Consider the following 18,180-nt stretch of genomic DNA (forward strand, 5'->3'; position numbering starts at 1 on the left):
AACAGGAGAGGATTGGCCGGGCGCGCCTGCGCGCCCCACCCGGCACCGACCCTGCTCAGGGCCAGATGCCACCCTCCAATGATAACGGCTCGTATTTGCATTTGATACCCATTCTCATGAATGGGCGCGCAACACTGGGTTCAGCGCATTGCACGCAGGCCGAGCAGGCCACGGCGCTTGAACCACCACTCCAACGGCAGCGTCACCAGCGGCGGGATCGCTGCCAGCAGGGCCAGGGCACTGGCCCACCACGGCCAGCGCAGGCGCACCGCCGCGAGCAGCGTCACCGCCACATACACGAGGAAAGCCACGCCGTGCAGCGGCCCGAACACCTTCACCAGGGCCACGTTGGCCATCGGGCCGTACTTCATCCACATGCCGATGAGCAGGCCGGCCCAAGTCACGGCCTCGATGAAAGCGACCGCAGCGAACAGCCGTCCGGTCGGGTGCATGGGGGAACGTTGGGTCACGTGGGGCTCCGGCATCGGGGTATCAAATGCGAATGATACGCAGATGCACGCCGCGGCAGGTAGCGCCGGGCCATGCCCGGCGGGCGCACCGTCATCAGCAACACGGCGTGTCCACCAAGGTGGACACCTACCCGGGCATATCCGGCAGAACCTGCTCCCCGATCTCGCGCAGCACGTCATCCATCGTCCGCCCGTTATCGATCAGGTTGAACATCACATGCGCCACGCCCTGCGCATGCACGCGCAGCAGATACTCACGCAGGCCATCGCGGCCGACCTTCAGGCCCAGCGGCAGCGGCTCGGGCGGCGCCTGCGGATCTGCCTGCAGGTCCAGCAGCATCGACTGCACGAACGGCTTGCCTGGACCGCCGCGCTGCGCCAGCGCCTGCTGCCACAGGCCGATGCGCCCTTCCTGTGCGGCCTCTTCGCGGTGATAGGTGGCCCAGCCTTCGGCCTCACGCGCTATCCACTGCAGGCTCTGCCGCGCGGTACCCACCACCAGCATCGGAATGCGGGTTGCCGGCGCTGGCAGCACGTCGAAGCCACCAGTGGCCTGCAATACGGCGGTGCGCTCATCGGCGGCCGGTGACAGCGCCGCCCGCAACAACGTCCAACGCTCACGGAAGGTCGCCGCCCTGCCCTCCAGATCCTCGCCGAATGCGGCGAACTCTTCCGGGCGGTCACCCGAACCCAGGCCCAGTACGAAGCGTCCGCCGCTGATCCGGTCCAGGCTCAACGCCGACTTCGCCACCTGCAGCGGCTGGCGCAATGGCAGCACGATGGCCGCGCTGCCGACCACGATGTGCCCCGTCGCGGCCGCCAGCATGCCCAGCCACAGGAACGGATCGTCCAGCGCACTTGCTGTCGCGTCCGGACCCTGGGGCACCATCAGCGGCACATCGCGCGCCCACAACGCGGCGAAACCAAGATCGTCGGCCAACTGCGCGATGCGCCGCGCCTGATGCGGATCGGCCAGCCCCTGCGACGCCACCGGCGTCATCAGGCCCAGGCTCAAGCCCTGCCCTGGAAACAACGCAGCGTACGCGGGATTGAAATCACTCATGCCTGCAGCTTAGCGTGCAGGCACGGGGCAGCGATGACGCGCAGCCCGCCACGGGAAGAACACTGCATGCCGACGATCCGCCCTGCCCGCGTCGATGACCTGCCCGCGATCAGCGCGGTGTGCCTGGCCGCGTTCACTGCGGCGGTTGCGCCCTCGCTCAGCGCAACCGGCATCGCCACGTTCGGCAATGTCGCCGCCGCCGATGCGTTTGGTGAACGCCTGCACGGCGACAACCATATCCTGGTGGCCGAGCAGGACGGCCGTATCGTCGGCGTGGTCGAGCTGAAGGAAGGTCGCCACCTGGCGATGCTGTTCGTCGATCCCGGCTGCCAGGGACAGGGCATCGGCCATGCACTGTTCGAGGCGGTGCTGCCGCAGGTACGCGAGCCGGCCCTGACCGTACGCGCATCGCTCAACGCTGTGCCGACCTATCTGCGCTATGGCTTCGTGATTGACGGTGAGGCCGGCGAGTTCAACGGACTGGTCTACCAGCAGATGGTGCGGGCAGCCGCCTGAAGGCACGGCCCCGGCCAATGCCCGGGGCGTCATGCCCCGGCGCATGTCCGTCATGAGCAAACTGAATCAGCGGGTTCCCTGCGCGTTCCTACAATGCCCTGTCACCCTGCCCTTCGAGATCCTGCCGATGCGCGTCGCGCTTTCCGTGTTGCTGCTGGCTTCGGCGCTGAGTGCCTGCGCCCCGGCCCCGGTTTCCACCGCCAACTCCGCCGAGGCACCTGCGCCGGTCAAGGGAATCGCGTGGCGCCAGGGTGACGTCGATGATGCCTTCGCCGAAGCCGCAGACAGCGGCAAGCCGGTGCTGCTGTACTGGGGCGCGGTCTGGTGCCCGCCGTGCAACCAGCTCAAGGCCGGCCTGTTCAAGGACCCGGCCTTCATCGCCTTGACCGGCAAGTTCGTGCCGGTCTACCTGGATGGCGACGAGGAAGGTGCGCAGGCCTGGGGCGAACGCTTCGGGGTGCGCGGCTACCCGACCCTGATCGTGCTGGACCCACAGCGCAATGAACTTACACGCGTGGCCGGTGGCAACGACGCCGCCGAACTGACCCGGGCATTGACCGTCGCCGCCGGGCGCCGCAGTGCAATCGCTGCCACTCTGGCCACCGCCCTGGCCACGCCGGAGAAGTTGGCTGCAGAAGACTGGCAGGTACTGGGCGACTACGGCTGGGAAGTCGACGCCAACCGTCTGGCCGGCGAGCGCAAGAGTCAGGACGTGTTGCGCCAGCTGTCCAGGTCGGCACCGGATGCCGCCCTGCAACGCCGCTTCGCCCTGCTGGCCTTGGCCACCGCCGACACGCCCGCCAGCTCGCCTACCGAAGTACGCGAGCTGCTGCAGGCCGTGCTGGCGCAGCCGGCCGAAGTCCGCCGCAACCGTGCGTTGCTGGGCTATGCAGGCGCACAGTTGGTCAAGCAGGCCAGCGCCGGCCCGGCCACCCGCAACACGCTGGGGCAGCAGCTGCTGGTCGCGCTGGAGCGCGCAGATGCCGAGCGCGGCGACCGCGCCGACGACGCATTGTCGCGCGCACTGACGGAAGTATCGCTGGCCCGCCAGCAGCAGCCGAAGGGCGCACTGCCCGCGCCGCTGGTTGATCGGGTCAAGCAGCGCGTGGCCGCGGCCGATGCCACCGCCACTGATGCGCATGCACGCCAGGCCACGATCAGCAGCGCGGTCTACGCACTGCGCCAGGTCGGTGACGACGCCGCTGCCGAGGCGTTGTTGCTGGCGGAGCTGAAGCGCAGCGAGCAGCCCTACTACTATATGCCCGAGCTGGCCGAACTGGCCGAGCAGCGCGGCGACACTGCCGGTGCGCTGGAGTGGTTGAAGCGTGCCTACGACGGTGCGCAGGGCCCGGCCACCCGCGTGCAATGGGGCGTGCTGTACGTGGAAGGGTTGCTGAAGCTGGCGCCGAACGACGCGCCGCGCATCGAGCAGGCCACCGCCTCGCTGATCGCCGAACTGGAGGCGCAGCCGTCGGGTTACCACCAGCGCACCCGCCAGCGTTTCGAGCGCCTGGCCGGGCAGCTGAAGGCGTGGAGCGGGAAGCACCAGGGTGCCGAGACGCTGGCGCGGTTGCAGCAGAGGATGCAGCAGGCGTGCGGTGAACAGGTGGATGGCGCGTGCAAGGACTGGTTGAGTTGAGTTGAGTTGATGAAAACGCGGGCGGCTGGTTCGCCTGCCGGCGCCTTTGTTGATACCGGTTGTGGCCGGGGGAGGGGCTGGCCGGGACACGCCGTAAACCCATCCTTGGGGGCTCGATGGCGCCATCCATGGCGCCAACGGTCCCGGCCACCACCGGACGGTTTCCTGCGAGCGCGGGCAGCACTTCAGCGCGCCGGTGAGGTTCGAAAAGCGGGTTCTGGTAGTGCCGGCCGCTGGCCGGCAACCCGACCTTGCCGGCATGCCGGCCAGCGGCCGGCACTACCACTCCGCTCGTGCTGTCCTGCAGGAAGAATCAAAGCGATGAACGCGCACGCACCTCAATCCCGCCCCTTGACCTCAACCAATGTTGAGGTGCGATAACGATCTCCCCACGGCCAGCCCCTGGCCTTCCCCACGGAGATTGCTTCGATGTCGTACTCGCTTCCCCCGCTCCCCTACGCCTACGACGCCCTCGAGCCGCACTTCGATGCGCGCACGATGGAGATCCACCACAGCAAGCACCACCAGACCTACGTCAACAACCTCAATGCCGCCATCGAGCAGGCCGGCATCGCCGAGCAACCGGTCGAGGCGCTGATCGCCAACCTCGATGCCGTGCCCGAGGCGCAGCGTGGCGCGGTGCGCAACAACGGCGGCGGCCACGCCAACCACAGCCTGTTCTGGACCGTGCTCAGCCCCACCGGTGGTGCATCCGATGATGAACTGGCCGCCGCCATCGACCGTGACCTTGGCGGCTTCGATGCCTTCAAGGATGCCTTCAGCAAGGCCGCGCAGACCCGCTTCGGCAGTGGCTGGGCCTGGCTGACCAGCGATCGCGATGGTCGCCTGCAGGTGGAAAGCAGCGCCAACCAGGACAGCCCGCTGATGGGTGCAGCCGTGGGCCTGTCCGGCCACACCCCGATCCTCGCACTGGATGTCTGGGAACACGCCTACTACCTGCACTACCAGAACCGCCGCCCGGACTACATCGGCGCCTTCTTCAACATCATCAACTGGGCCGAGGTCGGCCGGCGCTACCACCAGGCCCGGGCCTCATGAGCGGCGAGACACTACCCTACGCCGGGCCGTGGGCAGGGGTGTTCCCCGCCCCGGCCCCGGTGCCATCGGTCGAGATGCCGCCGCGTGCCCTGCGGCGGCTGCTCGGCCATTTCCCGACCGGCGTGGCCATCGTCTGCGCGCGCGATGCACCGGGCAAGCCGGTCGGCCTGACCATCAACTCGTTCGTACCGGTCTCACTGCAGCCGCCGTTGGTGCTGTGGAACCTGGCGTTGCACGCACAGAGCCTGTCCACCTTCCAGCGCGCCACGCGCTTTGCGCTCAGCGTGCTGGCGGCCGACCAGGAAGCACTGGCCCGGCGCTTCGCCGATCCGCAGGTCCGCAACCGCTTCGACGGCCTGGCATTGCTGGATGACGACGAGGACGCCCCACCCCGCATCACCGGTGCGGTCGCCCATCTCACCTGCACCCGCCACGCGCAGTGGCCGGTGGGCGATCACCTGCTGCTGGCCGGCCGCATCATCGAAGTGCACGAGAACGGCGGCGCGCCACTGCTGTTTCATCGCGGCCGCTTCCAGCCCGGCCCGGCCGAGCTGCTGGCGGAGGTACGCGGATGAACATCGAAGCTCTGGAATGCATGCTTGCCGCAGGCAAGGACGGCGCGCTGCTGCGCTTCGGCCTGGGCAAGGGCTGGCTGGATGCCGGCAACCCGGTACGCGCGGCAACCCACCTGGGCCGTTGCGTGGTGCTTGATCCGCAGTACTCGGCGGCCTGGAAGCTGCTGGGCAAAGCCTGGCTGGCCAGTGGCCAGCCACAGGCGGCCCGTGAGGCGTGGCAGCGCGGCTTGAGCGTGGCCGGCAGCAAGGGCGACCAGCAGGCACGCAAGGAAATGCAGGTGTTCCTACGACGCCTGGACCGCGAGCAGGCGGCCCTGGCGAAGGCGGGCTGAGTCGATCAGCCCGCGTTGGCAGATGCCGGTGCGGACATGATGTCCGGCATCGGCAGGCGGCGCGGCTTGCTCGGGAATGCGTGGCGCAGGATGCGCCAGACCACCTGGCCGAACTGGCGCGGCAGCGAGCCGTTGTTGTAGTGCTGGCCGTAGCGGCGGCAGATGTCCTTCACTTCCTTGGCGATGGCCGCATAGCGGTTGGCCGGCAGATCCGGGTAGAAATGGTGCTCGATCTGGTGGCTGAGGTTGCCCGACAGCACGTTGATCAGGAAGCCACCACTGATGTTGGACGAACCGCGCAGCTGGCGCAGGTACCAGTGGCCGCGCGACTCATTGCGCAGGCACTCCTTGGGGAAGGTTTCCGATTCGGCGGTGAAGTGCCCGCAGAAGATGATCACGTAGGTCCAGATGTTGCGCAGGCCGTTGGCGACCAGGTTGCCCAGCATCACGGTGAGGAAGAACGGACCCGCCAGCAGCGGGAAGAACACGTAGTCCTTCAGCACCTGGCGCAGCATCTTGCGCGCCACCGGCCGGGTCTGCAGCCACATCGCACGGGCACTCATGCGGCCCTTCAGCCAGCGGCCAAGGCGAAGGTCCTGCGCAGCCACACCCCACTGGAACAGCAGTGCGAAGATCGGCGCGATGATCGGCTGCAGCAGGTAGAACGGCTTCCAGCGCTGTTCGGGGAAGATGCGCAGCAGGCCATAGCCGATGTCATCGTCCATGCCACGCACATTGGTGTAGGTGTGGTGGCGGAAATTGTGGGTCTTGCGCCAGTTGTCGGCGGTGGCAACGATGTCCCACTCGTAGGTGTTGCCATTGAGCTTGGGATCACCGGTCCAGTCGAACTGGCCGTGCATCACGTTGTGGCCCAGCTCCATGTTCTCCAGGATCTTCGACAGCGCCAGCAGCAGCGTGCCGGTGATCGCGGCCGGCCACAGCAGCGGCATCCAGAACAGCGGCGAAAACGCTGCCAGGAACAGCAGGCCACGGCCACCCACGCCGAACCAGCGCACGGCGGCGGCCACGCGGCGGATGTAGCGGGTATCGGAGGCGCCGAGGCTGCCGATCACACGGTCGCGGATCGCGTCGAGTTCCTCGCCGAAGGCATGCATCTCGGCAGTACTCAGGGCACGGTCGGTGGCGCGGGTCATGGCAGGCGTCCTCAGAGATCCAGGGTCAGGTCGGTGGTCGGTGCGCTCACGCAGATCCGCACCGGCTGTGCCGATTCGGACTGCAGGTCGCCGGTGCGCAGGTGGCGGGTGGCGCCACTGACGCGGTCACAGCTACAGGTATTGCAGATGCCCATGCGGCAGCCATGCTTGGGCTTGATGCCATGGGCTTCGAGGCTTTCCAGCAACGAGCGGCCGCGCGGCACGCTCAGCTGGCGGCCACTGCGGGCAAGGGTCAGCGACACTTCGCCTTCGCTGCTGGCGTCACGCAACGGCGCCGGCGGAGTGAACGCTTCCGCCTGGAAACCCGCGACCTGGTGCGCCAGGCGTTCGCGCGCAGCGGCAACGAATCCATCCGGGCCACAGGCCAGCACGTGGCGCTGAGCCAACGGGGTGTCATCGCCGGCGACCTGCAGATCGTGAGTATCGATGCGTGCGGCAGGCACATCACCTTCGCGGGTGGTCAGCAGGTGCACACGCAGGTTCGGCTGGCGCGCGGCCAGCGCCTGCAGCTCATCACGGAACTGCAGCTGGGCGGCACTGCGCTCCCAGTAGAACAGGTCCACCGGTGCGGCCAGCGGGCGCTGGCAGGCGTCGCGCAGCAGGCTGCGCATCGGCGTGATGCCACTACCGGCCGCCAGCAGCAATACCGGAGCCGCGGCCGGCAACTGGAATTCTCCGAACGCAGCCTCCAGGCGGAACAGCTCACCCAGTTGTGCGTGGTTGACCAGATGCTGGCTGACCCGGCCGCCCTCGACCGCCTTGACGGTGATCGCCAGTTCGCGCGGTCCCAGCGCGGTGGGGCTGTAGCTGCGCTGCCACAGGCGTCCTTCAATCTCCACGCCGAGGGTGACGTGCTGGCCCGCGCGCATGCCGGCCCAGTGCCGGTTGGTGCGCAGGACCAGGGTCGCCGCGCCCTCGCCGGCCGGCTCGCGCCGGACCAGGCGGGCCACCGGCTCGCGCAGGGTCCACAGGGGATTGAGCTGGCCCGCCCAGAAATCGAACAGCGACGGCGAGACCCAGCGGTACGGAGAGAACAGGGATGGACGGACGACAGCGCTCATGGGCGCACTATACGGGCGCACATACACCTGTGTATACATGTGTATATTGAACCGGATTGGGTATGATTCAGCCTCGCCCCACCGGAACCGTCATGGCCGCCGCCACCGTCTTGTCGACGCCTGAAGATGCCAACAGCCCGGCCCGCCGTACGGTGAGCCGCGAAGATCTGCTGGCCGCCGCCCTGAAGTTGATCGGGCCGCACCGCAGCCTGTCCACGCTCAGCCTGCGCGAAGTGGCACGCGAGGCCGGCATCGCGCCGAACAGCTTCTACCGGCAGTTCCGCGACATGGACGAACTGGCCGTAGCGCTGATCGACGCAGCCGGCCGCTCGCTGCGCACCATCATCGGCGAGGCCCGCCAGCGCGCCACCTCCACCGCCACCAGCGTGGTGCGGGTCTCGGTGGAGACCTTCATGGAACAGCTGCGCGCCGACGACAAGCTGCTGCACGTGCTGTTGCGCGAAGGCGCGGTCGGCTCGGACGACTTCAAGCACGCAGTCGAACGCGAGCTGCATTATTTCGAGGAAGAGCTGCAGCACGACCTGGTGCGCCTGGCCGCACTGGACGGCGCGGTGCTGCACGCTCCGGAACTGGTAGCCAAGGCCATCACCCGGCTGGTGTTCGCGATGGGCGCCACCGCCATGGACCTGCCCCCGGAGAAGGATCCGGAGCTGGTCGAACAGATCTCCACGATGATCCGCATGATCATCGTCGGCGCCCGCACGCCCGCCGCATTCCGCCGCGGCTGACGATCGCGCCCTGGGGTCGGATCCCTTTCCAAAGGAAAGGGCTCTGACCCCAACCTCCCTGCCCACACGGCAACTCCATCCTCCGGACATGACCACCGGCAGGTTTGTGGTTGTTTTATGTAATGTTATAACACTCCTGTGATCTGACCGGGCCGGCGCTCCACTCGGAATTGCTGCGGCTTCGTTATATAGCACTTGCTATATTGATAAGCCACTGCTTTCATATGCATCAGCCAGGTCGCCCTCGCCGCCTTTCTTCCCCCAAGGACGACGCCCTCATGCCCGTTGCCACGCCCCTCTTCCATCGGCTGCCCCTGGCCGCCGCCATTGCCCTGGCCCTGCCGCTGCCTGCACTGGCTGACACTCCGAAACCGACCGAACTGGACCGTGTGCAGGTCAAGGTCAGCACCGCCACACGCAGTGAACGCCTGCTGTCGGACGTGCCGATCCGCACGGAAGTGCTGCGCAAGGAAGACATCGCGCTGCGCGCCGCCACCGACTTCTCGCGCGCCGCCGAGCTGATCAACGGCCTGCGCGTGGAGAGCAACTGCCAGAACTGCAACACCAGCGAAGTGCAGCTGCTGGGCCTGCCCGGTGCCTACAACCAGCTGCTGTTCGATGGCATCCCGCTGCTGTCCACGCTGGGCAGCGTGTACGGCCTGGAACAGATCCCGGCCGGGTTCGTCGACCGCATCGAAGTGGTCAAGGGCGGTGGCTCGGCGCTGTACGGACCGGGCGCGGTTGCCGGTGTGATCAACCTGATTCCGCCGCTGCCGACGCGCAGCGGTGGCCATGTGCAGGCCGGCGTGGATGTGCTGGAGGGTACACCTCAGAAGAACGCCGACGTTCGACTGGACCTGGTCGCCAAGGACGCAGACGCCGGCCTGTCGGTGATTGCCCAGCGCAACTGGAACAGTGGCATCGACTACAACGGTGACGGCTACACCGAGATCACCCGCAAGAACCTCAAGGTCGGCGGGCTGCAGGCCTGGTACGCGCCCACGCCGGGCACGCGGCTGCGCCTGGACCTGCAGGTGACCGATGAAACCCGCCGCGGCGGCAATCGCCTGGACCAGCCAGAGTACCTGGCCAACATCGCCGAATCGCTGGATACGAAATACCGCCGCGGCAGTGTGTCGTGGGACCAGGAGATCACCGCTGACGTCGATTTCCGCCTGGCCTACGCCTTCGCCGACATCGACCGCGACAGCTTCTACGGCGGCCTGGGCGACGTGGTCACCGATCCCTCGGCGCCCGGCCATGACCCGTTGCAGCTTGACCGCAACCTGGCCGGCAGCGCGGCCTCGCGTTCATGGCGCCAGTACGGCCACACCCACAACCCGCTGTACTACATCGACAGCCAGTTGAACTGGCGGCTGGGCGCGCATGCACTGGCCTTCGGTGTGCAGTACAAGCACGAGGCGCTGCGCGACGACAACCGTACCGGTGACGGGCAGCGTCTTGCGGTACTGGAGGATGCGACCTTCCACAACCTGGGCGCCTTCATCCAGGACGAGTGGAGCCTGCGCGACAACGTCGACCTGGTGCTGGGCGCACGCGTGGACAAGAGCTCGGAGCTGGACAACGCGGTGTTCTCACCACGCATCGCGCTGGCCTGGCAGGCCACGCCGAACCTGAAGTGGCGCGCCGGTATCGCCACCGGCTTCCGTGCGCCGGAGATCTTCGTCGAGGATGTGCACGTCGATACGCTGGGCGGCGAACAGGTGCGCGTGCGCAACACGGACGGTCTGAAAGAGGAACGCGCGTTGACCACCCTGTTCGGCTTCGACTGGCGTTCGGACCCGGCCAATCCGGTGTGGAGCTGGGATGCCACCGCCTCCTATGCACGCATCCGCGACACCTTCGCGCTGGGCGAGTTCCGGCGCGGCGATGACGGCCAGCTGAGTCAGCTGCGCTACAACGCCTCCGGCTCCAACGTGCTGGGTGCGGAGACCAACCTCGGCTGGCAACCCTCGCCGCAGTGGCGCCTGACCGCAGGTGCCTCATGGTACCGCTCCCGCTTCCGCGAGCCGCAACGCATCTTCGACGACAGTGGCGACGGTGGCGACACCGTGATCGAAAGCCGCGATTACCTGAAGACACCCCGCTGGACCGGTCTGGCGCAGCTCAGCTGGATGCCGGCCGAACCGTGGGAAACCTTCGTCGCGCTGCGCCATACCGGGCCGATGTCGGTGCTGAACAACCGGTTGGGCGAGCTGCACCGCACACGCTCGTTCCTGGTCACCGATCTTGGTGCTCGCTGGCACCGACATCTGGGCGCGCAGGCGCAGCAGGAAGTGTCGGTAGCTGCGGGCGTCAAGAACGTATTCGACCAGCGCCAGAAAGATCTGGAAGTGGGCGCGCTGCGTGACAGCGACTATGTCTACGGGCCGCGCTTTGCACGTTCGTGGTACGTCAACCTGCGCTATGCGTTCTGAAGCACTGCGGACGCTGTTGCTGACCGGCGCGCTCCTGCTGGCCGTACCAGCGATGGCGGCAGACTTGCACGCGCAGGTCGCCGCCTCGTTGATGCGGCCAGAACAGCGATCACTGCGGCCCATGCAATGGTCGCCGCCGCCGAAGCTGGTGGCGCTGTACTTCGGCGCCGACTGGTGTGCACCGTGCCATGCCTTCGTACCCACGCTGCGCAGTGTGCGCGACGCGTTGCGCGAGGCCGGCGCCGATACCGAAGTGGTGTACGTCAGCCTGGATGAGAGCGAGGCTGCATTGCGGCGCTACATGCACGCGCAGGACATGCCGTGGCCGGTACTGGACCCGCGCCGCGCCGCGCGCATGCCCGCACTGCAGGCACTGGCCGGGCTGGGACCACCCAACCTGGTGCTGATCGATGCGGATGGGAAGGTGCTGGCCAACGGATGGCAGGGCCGGCGCTATGAAGGCCTGCAGCCAGTGTTGAAGGAATGGACGAAACGCGCGTGCGCGCAAGCGCAGGCCCGTTGCCCCAACGGCGCCATCCAACCACGGTAGCGCCGGGCCATGCCCGGCGAAAGCCATGAAGGTGGCGACGCGCCCGCCGGGCATGGCCCGGCGCTACCGTTACGGCGCCTCGCCCTCGGCCTTGCGCACGAATGCCTCGAACAACGCCAGCGTCTGTTCGCTGACATGGTGCTCGATGCCCTCCGCATCGCGCCGCGCGGTGTCTGCGTCCACGCCCAGCGCCAGCAGGAAACGCTCCACGGTCTGGTGCCGCTGGCGGCTGGCATGGGCCAGCGCCTCGCCTTCCGGGGTCAGGAACACGCCGCGGTACGGCCGCTGCACCACCCAACCATCACGGGCCAAGCGCCGCAGCATCTTCGCCACGGTGGGCTGGGCCACACCCAGGCGCGTGGCAATGTCGACCTGGCGGGCCTCGCCGCCGTCGGCCAGCAGGTCCGAAATCAGCTCGACATAGTCCTCCACCAGTTCCATCCGGTGCGCCTCGCGCACTTGCCGGAAGCTCTCGACCTGGCGCTCGGCCTCAATTAAGGGGGTGCTTTTCAGCGATGTCGAATCGTCGGTCTTGCCCACGCCTGCGCCTGTCCTTCCGGGGTGATCCGGTGTTGAACCTGAATTCTGGACCAGTAACGCGATAAAGACGATTGTTTCACGTTGCTATTGACTATAGCAGGAGCTATATTCGGACCCATGAACACCCTGGCGCCCCGCGACCCTTCGGCCTCCACTCCGGCCAGCCTGGGTGCGCTCAACGCCTCGGTCGCCGTGCCCGACAAAGGCCATTGGTGGTTCCGCCTGCTGGCCTTCCTTGGCCCGGGCTACATGATCTCGGTCGGATACATGGATCCAGGCAACTGGGCCACCGACCTCGCCGGCGGTTCGCGCTTCGGCTACCTGCTGCTGTCGGTCATCCTCATTTCCAACCTGATGGCGGTGATCCTGCAGGCGCTGTCGGCGCGGCTCGGCATCGCCACCGGCATGGACCTGGCGCAGGCCTGCCGCGCCCGCTACCCCAAGCCGGTGAACCTGGCGCTGTGGGCGCTGTGCGAGGCGGCGATCATCGCCTGCGACCTGGCCGAGGTGATCGGCACCGCGATCGCGCTGAAGCTGCTGTTCGACCTGCCACTGCTGTGGGGCGCGGTGATCACTGCGCTGGATACGCTGTTGGTTCTGCTGCTGATGAACCGCGGCTTCCGTGCGCTGGAAGCCTTCGTGATCGCGCTGCTGATGGTGATCTTCGCCTGCTTCGTGGTGCAGATCGCGATGGCTGCGCCGCCAGTGATGGCGGTGCTGGGCGGCTTCATTCCGCGCGCGCAGGTGGTGACCGATCCGCAAGCGCTGTACATCGCGATCGGCATCATCGGTGCCACGGTGATGCCGCACAATCTCTACCTGCATTCGTCCATCGTGCAGACCCGCGCCTACCCGCGTACCAATGAAGGCCGCCGCAGTGCGCTGCGCTGGGCGGTTACCGATAGCACTCTCGCGTTGACACTCGCATTGTTCATCAACGCCAGCATCCTGATCCTGGCGGCGGCGGTGTTCCATGCCAATGGTCGTTTCGACGTGGAAGACATCGAGCAGGCGCACCAGCTGCTGGCGCCGATGCTGGGCGTGGGCGCGGCGGCGACGTTGTTTGCGATCGCGTTGCTGGCCTCCGGCCTGAACTCGACGGTGACCGCGACGCTGGCCGGCCAGATCGTGATGGAAGGTTTCCTGCACCTGCGAATGCCGCCGTGGCTGCGACGGCTGATCACCCGCGCACTGGCGATCATTCCGGTGGTGGTGGTGATCCTGCTGTTCGGCGACCAGGGCGCGGTGAAGCTGCTGGTGCTGAGCCAGGTGGTGTTGTCAATGCAGCTGCCGTTCGCGATCATCCCGCTGGTGCGGATCGTGACCGACAAGGTGACGATGGGGGCGCTGGTGGCACCGCGCTGGCTGGGCGCGATCGCCTGGGTGATCGCGCTGGTGATCGTGGTGTTGAACGTGAAGCTGCTGGTGGATACCTTCAACGGCGCCTGATGCCGAACCACGGACCCTGCCCCGGTAGATCCACGCCATGCGTGGATGGCTTCTCGCATCGCGCGGAAAGCAGCCGAGCATGGCTCGGCTCTACAGATGCAGGGCGATCGCGGCCTCGATCTGCTGCGGCGACTGGAACCCGGCCAGGCGCGTGCGTTCGTTACCATCACGGAACAGGGACAGCGTCGGCGTCTGCCGCAGCCCCAGTTCCCTGAAGAACGCCTCACCCAGCACTTCCAGCTGCACGCGAAGCAAGGTGGTGCCCTGCCCCGCCACGCTGTTGGCCACGCGGTGCAGCGACACTTCCAGCATCCGGCACCCGGGGCACTGGTCCTTGTGGAAATCCACCAGCACCCGCGGGTGCTCAGCCAGCAGCTGCTGGAACTGCTCAGGCGTGGTGGCGTCGATGATCTGCATCGTGGTTGCTCCAGTAGTGGGCCAGGACCGCATCGGTCCAGGCGTCGATGGCTTCGGCATGACGCTCGCCATGCGGCATCTGTTCGATCTCCAGCGGCGGGTAGTCGCTGCGGAAATAGCGGATCAGCCGGTGCACGGCACCACAGTAGTACTCCTGCCCCCACTGCGTTTCGCCGGTGCCGAACACCGCCAGCTGGCGTGGCTGCTGACCGCGCTCGGCAATGCCAGCCACCCACGCCTTCATCTCCGCTGGCGTGCGCCCGGCGTTGTCGGTCCAGCAGCCCAGCAGCACCAGGTCAGCCTCGCCGGCAGCCAGCGGCGGCGCCTGCCGCAGGTCGTCGGCCTCCTGCCAGTGCACCGCATGACCTGCGGCGCGGCAGCGCTCGGCGATCTGCCGGCCGAGCTCGCGGGTGTTGCCGCTCAAGGAGGCGACCACCATCAGGATGCTCAGCGCGGTGCCGGGCTCAGAGGTCGTCGAAGCCGTTGTCGACGTTGGTCTTCTTGTAACTTGCATTGCGCATCTCGAAGAAGTCGGTCTTGGTCTCGGTGAAGTTGTCGGCGTAGGCCCTGATCCAAGGCATCACGTTGTCGGTGGTGTCGCTGTACAGGCGCTCGATGCCGAGCATGCCGGCCATCTTGTTGGCGCGGTACTTCACGTAGCGCACCATCTCGTCCACGTCGATGCCATCGATGCCATCCAGCACCTCTGACGACCACTGCGTCTCAAGTTCGATGGCATGCTCGAATGACTGGTGCACATAGGCGGTCAGCTCGTTGGTCTGCAGCTCCGGGTTCTCGCCGATGATGGCGCGGATCAGCTCACTGATGAACTTGGTATGCGCGAGCTCGTCGCGATTGATGAAGCTGATGATCTTGCCGGTACCGTTCATGCGGTTCTGCCGCACCATGTTGTAGAAGTACGCGAACCCGGAATAGAAATTGATGCCCTCCAGGATCGACGACTGGATCAACGACTTGAGCAGGGTCTCGGCGGTCTTCTCGCGCATGAAATCGTCATACGCGCCCATGATCGGGGCATTGCGCTTGATGATGGTCGGGTGGGTGCGGGCGATCTCGAAGATCCGGTTCTGGTTCGGCAGGTCGGTGATCGAGGCCAGCACGTAGCTGTAGCTCTCGTTGTGGATCACTTCCTGCTGGCCGATGATGGCTGCGTTGGCATGCGCGGCCGGGTCGGTGATGTACTCGGCCACGTTGTAGATGAAGCGGGTCTGCGGTGAATCCAGCGTGGCCAGCAGACCGATGATTGAATCGTAGGCGTTCTTTTCGCGCCCTGACAGCTCGCCGTACTGGCGCGCGTCCAGCTTCATGTCCACTTCGTCGGGAATCCAGAAGTTGGTCGACAGCTCCTTGTAGGCCCGATAGAACGACGGGTACGGGATATCGTTCCAGTTGAGGATGCCGCTGGTCTGGCCGTTGATGATGCCGGTGCTGCGGTTGGGGTGGCGTGGTTCGAGTATCTTGATGCGATCAAGGGGGGTTGCCATGGTGTTACCTGCAGGGGGTAGCGCCGGGCCATGCCCGGCGGAATGTGCGACGGCCGCGCGATGCGCTCGCCGGGCGTGGCCCGGCGCTACCGTGGATGGTCAACTGGCGCACCACTCGCATTCGCTGATGTCGATGTCGTTGGAGCGCACGTAGTAGGTGGTCTTCAGGCCTTCGCGCCAGGCGCTCAGGTGCAGCTCCAGCAGCGTGCTCGCACGGATGGTGCTGGGCACATACAGGTTGAAACTGATCGACTGGTCGACATGGCGCTGGCGGCGCGCGTTCTGGCGCACGCTGGCGAACTGGTCGACCTTGTAGGCGCCCTTCTCGTAGTACGGCCAGGTCTCCAGCGACAGGCCCGGCGCCGCCACCGGCCGCCGGAAGTCCTTCTTTTCCTCGTAGTAGAACGCGCTGTAGATCGGGTCGATCGATGCGGTGGAACCGGCAATCTGCGCGGTGCTCATGTTCGGCGCGACGGCCAGCAACCAGCCGTTGCGCAGGCCGTGCGTGGCGACCTCGCGGGCCAGGCTGTCCCAGGCCGCGCCGCTGTAGCCGCGGTCACTGAAATAGCGTCCGTTGTGCCAATCGCTGCCGGCGAACATCGGGTAGCTGCCCTTCTCCTGCGCCAGTTGCGCGCTGGCCTGGATGGTCAGGAAGTTGATGCGTTCGTAGAGATGGTCGGCCAATACTTCGGCATCCGGAGATTCCCACTGGATCGCCTGCTGCGCCAGCAGGTGGTGCCAACCGAACGTGCCCAGGCCGATGGCGCGGTACTTGCGGTTGGTGATCGTGGCCTGCGGCACCGGCAACGCATTGAGGTCGATCACGTTGTCGAGCATGCGCACCTGGATCGGGATCAGGCGCTCCAGCACATCGGTGGCCAGCAGGTCATCCGGCGCACTGATCGCCCGGCCGAGGTTGATCGAGGACAGGTTGCAGACCACGAAGTCGCCGGCACGGCGCGTGGTGACGATCTGGTCGCCGCTGACGATCTCCTGGATCATCCGCGTCGGGCTCATGTTCTGCAGGATCTCGGTGCACAGGTTGCTGGAATAGATCATGCCCGCGTGCTTGTTCGGGTTCCTGCGATTGACCTCGTCGCGGTAGAACAGGAACGGGTTGCCGGTTTCCAGCTGGCTGAGCATGATCCGCTTGAACAGATCGATGGCCTTCACCGTGCGGCGGCTGATGCGCTCGTCCGCCACGAGTTCGGCGTAGCGGTCGCGGAAGCTGCCCGCGCCGCGCGTCTCGTCGTAGAAGTCCTGCAGGTACCAGCCCTTGGCCTGCTTCACCTCGTGCGGGTCGAACAGGTACCAGTCGGCGCGGCGTTCCACCGCTTCCATGAACAGGTCGGGTACGCACACCGAGGTGAACACATCGTGCGCGCGCAGGCGCTGGTCGCCGTTGTTCAGGCGCAGGTCCATGAAGGCTTCGATGTCGCGATGCCAGATGTCCAGGTACACCGCCACTGCGCCCTTGCGCTGGCCAAGCTGATCAACCGACACCGCCGTGTTGTTGAGCTGCTTGATCCACGGCACCACGCCGCCGGAGGAGTTGGCCACGCCACGGATCGGTGCGCCGCTGCTGCGCACGTAGCCCAGGTAGGCACCGACGCCGCCGCCGTGCTTGGACACGCGCGCGATATCGGTGTTGGAGTCATAGATGCCCTGCAGGCTGTCGTCCACCGTGTCGATGAAGCAGCTGGACAGCTGGCCGCCCACCTTGCCGGCATTTGCCAGCGTCGGCGTGGCCACGGTCATGTACAGGTTGGACAGCGCCCAGTACGCCTCGCCAACCAGCTGCATGCGGCGTTCGCGCGGCTTTTCCTCCTGCATCAGGTACAGCGCAATGGTCAGCCAGCGCTCCTGCGGCAGTTCATAGACCTCGCGGCTGCGGTCGCTGGCCAGATAGCGCGTGGCCAGCAGGTACAGGCCGTTGTAGGCGAACAGGCGGTCGCGTTCCGGATCGATCATCTCACCGGCCTGCTGCAGCTCTTCCTTCGAATAGCAGCGCAGGATGTCGTTGCTGTAGATGCCACGATCGGCGAGGCTTTCCTGCAGGCCCACGTAGGAGCCGTACTTCAGGCTGACATCGTAGAAGCGGTTTCGGCTGGCACGCTTGTACAGGCGGCGCAGGTAGATGCGCGCGGCGAACTGTTCCCACTCGGGCGCGACCAGGTCCACCCGCGATTCGGCCTCGCGGATCAACAGATCGACCAGGTCATCGGCGCTGATGCTGGGCTTGCGCTCGACCATTGCCTGCACCACGCGGCGGTAGTCGCTCACATCCAGCTGCGGGAACTCGGCATGCACGGCATCGATGCTGCGCTGCAGGCGCTCGGCGTCGAACGGCAGGCGGCGGTTGCCGGCCTCCTTGGTGATCCAGGTCGGTACGCGCTCGCCACCGGCGCGCAAGGCGTCGCCAGCGCCGGCCGGATCGGCCACGCGGAAGGTACTGTCGGTCATGGTGGTGAAACTCCAGGCTCGCACGCGCATTGGCGGTCGATGCCATGGCGGCCCTGGACGCGATACCGGCGCACGGGGCGAACGGGTGGATTGCCAGGGTGCGGGAACGTAGGTCGTCGGCATCTGCCTGCGCCTGCGGCCGGTATCCGGGCCGTGGGGGCGACCTGCGTCCGCACGAT

Annotated in this window: 18 protein-coding genes; 9 read left to right on the forward strand and 9 right to left on the reverse strand. The window is 66.7% G+C overall.

What is annotated here, in order from left to right; all coding sequences use genetic code 11:
* Window positions 1-140: 140 nt before the first annotated feature.
* Complete coding sequence (locus AC5P7X_RS05745; protein WP_005416915.1) at window positions 141-452, reverse strand: DUF3817 domain-containing protein; 312 nt, start codon at window positions 450-452, stop codon at window positions 141-143.
* A 145-nt stretch (window positions 453-597) separates the two neighbouring features.
* Window positions 598-1,533, reverse strand: coding sequence for a TIGR03571 family LLM class oxidoreductase (locus tag AC5P7X_RS05750; protein WP_495214595.1), 936 nt, complete (start codon window positions 1,531-1,533; stop codon window positions 598-600).
* Window positions 1,534-1,599: 66 nt separating this feature from the next.
* Between AC5P7X_RS05750 and AC5P7X_RS05755 the strand changes: the two genes are divergently transcribed.
* The 5 genes from AC5P7X_RS05755 to AC5P7X_RS05775 all read left to right on the forward strand — a co-directional run bounded on the left by AC5P7X_RS05755 (window position 1,600) and on the right by AC5P7X_RS05775 (window position 5,654).
* Window positions 1,600-2,049 carry a GNAT family N-acetyltransferase gene (locus tag AC5P7X_RS05755; RefSeq protein ID WP_171957138.1) on the forward strand — a complete coding sequence of 150 codons (450 nt, stop codon included), beginning with the start codon at window positions 1,600-1,602 and terminating at the stop codon, window positions 2,047-2,049.
* A 127-nt stretch (window positions 2,050-2,176) separates the two neighbouring features.
* On the forward strand, window positions 2,177-3,688 hold the full coding sequence (locus AC5P7X_RS05760; protein WP_495214669.1) for a thioredoxin family protein: 1,512 nt from the start codon (window positions 2,177-2,179) through the stop codon (window positions 3,686-3,688).
* Between the two features lie 429 nt (window positions 3,689-4,117).
* Window positions 4,118-4,747, forward strand: coding sequence for a superoxide dismutase (locus AC5P7X_RS05765; protein WP_053498542.1), 630 nt, complete (start codon window positions 4,118-4,120; stop codon window positions 4,745-4,747).
* Window positions 4,744-5,322, forward strand: a complete 579-nt coding sequence (locus AC5P7X_RS05770) for a flavin reductase family protein (protein ID WP_495214597.1) — start codon at window positions 4,744-4,746, stop codon at window positions 5,320-5,322. Before AC5P7X_RS05765 ends, AC5P7X_RS05770 begins: the two co-directional genes overlap by 4 nt.
* Window positions 5,319-5,654, forward strand: a complete 336-nt coding sequence (locus tag AC5P7X_RS05775; protein WP_053498539.1) for a tetratricopeptide repeat protein — start codon at window positions 5,319-5,321, stop codon at window positions 5,652-5,654. Before AC5P7X_RS05770 ends, AC5P7X_RS05775 begins: the two co-directional genes overlap by 4 nt.
* A 5-nt stretch (window positions 5,655-5,659) precedes the next feature.
* On the opposite strand, the gene AC5P7X_RS05780 is transcribed toward AC5P7X_RS05775, so the two are convergent.
* A complete protein-coding gene (locus AC5P7X_RS05780; protein WP_005416924.1) occupies window positions 5,660-6,808 on the reverse strand; it encodes a fatty acid desaturase family protein in 1,149 nt (382 codons plus the stop codon).
* An 11-nt stretch (window positions 6,809-6,819) separates the two neighbouring features.
* Window positions 6,820-7,890: a ferredoxin reductase gene (locus AC5P7X_RS05785; protein WP_053498537.1), complete on the reverse strand. Its 1,071-nt coding sequence runs from the start codon at window positions 7,888-7,890 to the stop codon at window positions 6,820-6,822.
* Window positions 7,891-7,982: 92 nt separating this feature from the next.
* Between AC5P7X_RS05785 and fabR the strand changes: the two genes are divergently transcribed.
* From fabR to AC5P7X_RS05800, 3 genes are all read left to right on the forward strand, one after another.
* Window positions 7,983-8,639 (forward strand): HTH-type transcriptional repressor FabR, encoded by a 657-nt coding sequence (gene fabR / locus AC5P7X_RS05790; RefSeq protein WP_005416927.1) that lies wholly within the window; start codon window positions 7,983-7,985, stop codon window positions 8,637-8,639.
* A 278-nt stretch (window positions 8,640-8,917) separates the two neighbouring features.
* Entirely contained in the window at window positions 8,918-11,077 is a 2,160-nt protein-coding gene (locus tag AC5P7X_RS05795) for a TonB-dependent receptor plug domain-containing protein (RefSeq protein ID WP_495214599.1), read from the forward strand.
* Window positions 11,067-11,627 (forward strand): thioredoxin-like domain-containing protein, encoded by a 561-nt coding sequence (locus AC5P7X_RS05800; protein WP_346608039.1) that lies wholly within the window; start codon window positions 11,067-11,069, stop codon window positions 11,625-11,627. Before AC5P7X_RS05795 ends, AC5P7X_RS05800 begins: the two co-directional genes overlap by 11 nt.
* Window positions 11,628-11,696: 69 nt before the next feature.
* Here AC5P7X_RS05800 and mntR read toward each other — a convergent pair whose 3' ends face one another.
* Window positions 11,697-12,167, reverse strand: coding sequence for a manganese-binding transcriptional regulator MntR (mntR, locus tag AC5P7X_RS05805; protein WP_014647435.1), 471 nt, complete (start codon window positions 12,165-12,167; stop codon window positions 11,697-11,699).
* A 117-nt stretch (window positions 12,168-12,284) separates the two neighbouring features.
* On the opposite strand from mntR, the gene AC5P7X_RS05810 reads away from it, so the two are divergent.
* Window positions 12,285-13,616 (forward strand): Nramp family divalent metal transporter, encoded by a 1,332-nt coding sequence (locus AC5P7X_RS05810; RefSeq protein WP_346608040.1) that lies wholly within the window; start codon window positions 12,285-12,287, stop codon window positions 13,614-13,616.
* Window positions 13,617-13,706: 90 nt separating this feature from the next.
* On the opposite strand, the gene AC5P7X_RS05815 is transcribed toward AC5P7X_RS05810, so the two are convergent.
* The 4 genes from AC5P7X_RS05815 to AC5P7X_RS05830 form a co-directional block, all read right to left on the reverse strand.
* Window positions 13,707-14,033 (reverse strand): thioredoxin family protein, encoded by a 327-nt coding sequence (locus AC5P7X_RS05815; RefSeq protein ID WP_005416939.1) that lies wholly within the window; start codon window positions 14,031-14,033, stop codon window positions 13,707-13,709.
* On the reverse strand, window positions 14,005-14,472 hold the full coding sequence (locus tag AC5P7X_RS05820; protein WP_080375118.1) for a flavodoxin: 468 nt from the start codon (window positions 14,470-14,472) through the stop codon (window positions 14,005-14,007). Before AC5P7X_RS05820 ends, AC5P7X_RS05815 begins: the two co-directional genes overlap by 29 nt.
* 25 nt (window positions 14,473-14,497) lie before the next feature.
* The gene (locus tag AC5P7X_RS05825) at window positions 14,498-15,538 is read right to left on the reverse strand and encodes a ribonucleotide-diphosphate reductase subunit beta (RefSeq protein ID WP_005416944.1); all 1,041 of its coding nucleotides are present in this window, start codon (window positions 15,536-15,538) and stop codon (window positions 14,498-14,500) included.
* Between the two features lie 99 nt (window positions 15,539-15,637).
* Window positions 15,638-18,001, reverse strand: a complete 2,364-nt coding sequence (locus AC5P7X_RS05830) for a ribonucleoside-diphosphate reductase subunit alpha (protein ID WP_053500920.1) — start codon at window positions 17,999-18,001, stop codon at window positions 15,638-15,640.
* Window positions 18,002-18,180: the final 179 nt, after the last annotated feature.

The organism is Stenotrophomonas sp. YJH_SMC_53 (assembly GCF_059369995.1).

Coding starts and splice junctions, on each gene's coding strand:
- AC5P7X_RS05745 (WP_005416915.1), bottom strand. CDS start 452: ATGCACCCGACCGGACGGCTGTTCGCTGCGGTCGCTTTCATCGAGGCC.
- AC5P7X_RS05750 (WP_495214595.1), bottom strand. CDS start 1,533: ATGAGTGATTTCAATCCCGCGTACGCTGCGTTGTTTCCAGGGCAGGGC.
- AC5P7X_RS05755 (WP_171957138.1), top strand. CDS start 1,600: ATGCCGACGATCCGCCCTGCCCGCGTCGATGACCTGCCCGCGATCAGC.
- AC5P7X_RS05760 (WP_495214669.1), top strand. CDS start 2,177: ATGCGCGTCGCGCTTTCCGTGTTGCTGCTGGCTTCGGCGCTGAGTGCC.
- AC5P7X_RS05765 (WP_053498542.1), top strand. CDS start 4,118: ATGTCGTACTCGCTTCCCCCGCTCCCCTACGCCTACGACGCCCTCGAG.
- AC5P7X_RS05770 (WP_495214597.1), top strand. CDS start 4,744: ATGAGCGGCGAGACACTACCCTACGCCGGGCCGTGGGCAGGGGTGTTC.
- AC5P7X_RS05775 (WP_053498539.1), top strand. CDS start 5,319: ATGAACATCGAAGCTCTGGAATGCATGCTTGCCGCAGGCAAGGACGGC.
- AC5P7X_RS05780 (WP_005416924.1), bottom strand. CDS start 6,808: ATGACCCGCGCCACCGACCGTGCCCTGAGTACTGCCGAGATGCATGCC.
- AC5P7X_RS05785 (WP_053498537.1), bottom strand. CDS start 7,890: ATGAGCGCTGTCGTCCGTCCATCCCTGTTCTCTCCGTACCGCTGGGTC.
- fabR (WP_005416927.1), top strand. CDS start 7,983: ATGGCCGCCGCCACCGTCTTGTCGACGCCTGAAGATGCCAACAGCCCG.
- AC5P7X_RS05795 (WP_495214599.1), top strand. CDS start 8,918: ATGCCCGTTGCCACGCCCCTCTTCCATCGGCTGCCCCTGGCCGCCGCC.
- AC5P7X_RS05800 (WP_346608039.1), top strand. CDS start 11,067: ATGCGTTCTGAAGCACTGCGGACGCTGTTGCTGACCGGCGCGCTCCTG.
- AC5P7X_RS05810 (WP_346608040.1), top strand. CDS start 12,285: ATGAACACCCTGGCGCCCCGCGACCCTTCGGCCTCCACTCCGGCCAGC.
- AC5P7X_RS05815 (WP_005416939.1), bottom strand. CDS start 14,033: ATGCAGATCATCGACGCCACCACGCCTGAGCAGTTCCAGCAGCTGCTG.
- AC5P7X_RS05820 (WP_080375118.1), bottom strand. CDS start 14,472: ATGGTGGTCGCCTCCTTGAGCGGCAACACCCGCGAGCTCGGCCGGCAG.
- AC5P7X_RS05825 (WP_005416944.1), bottom strand. CDS start 15,538: ATGGCAACCCCCCTTGATCGCATCAAGATACTCGAACCACGCCACCCC.
- AC5P7X_RS05830 (WP_053500920.1), bottom strand. CDS start 18,001: ATGACCGACAGTACCTTCCGCGTGGCCGATCCGGCCGGCGCTGGCGAC.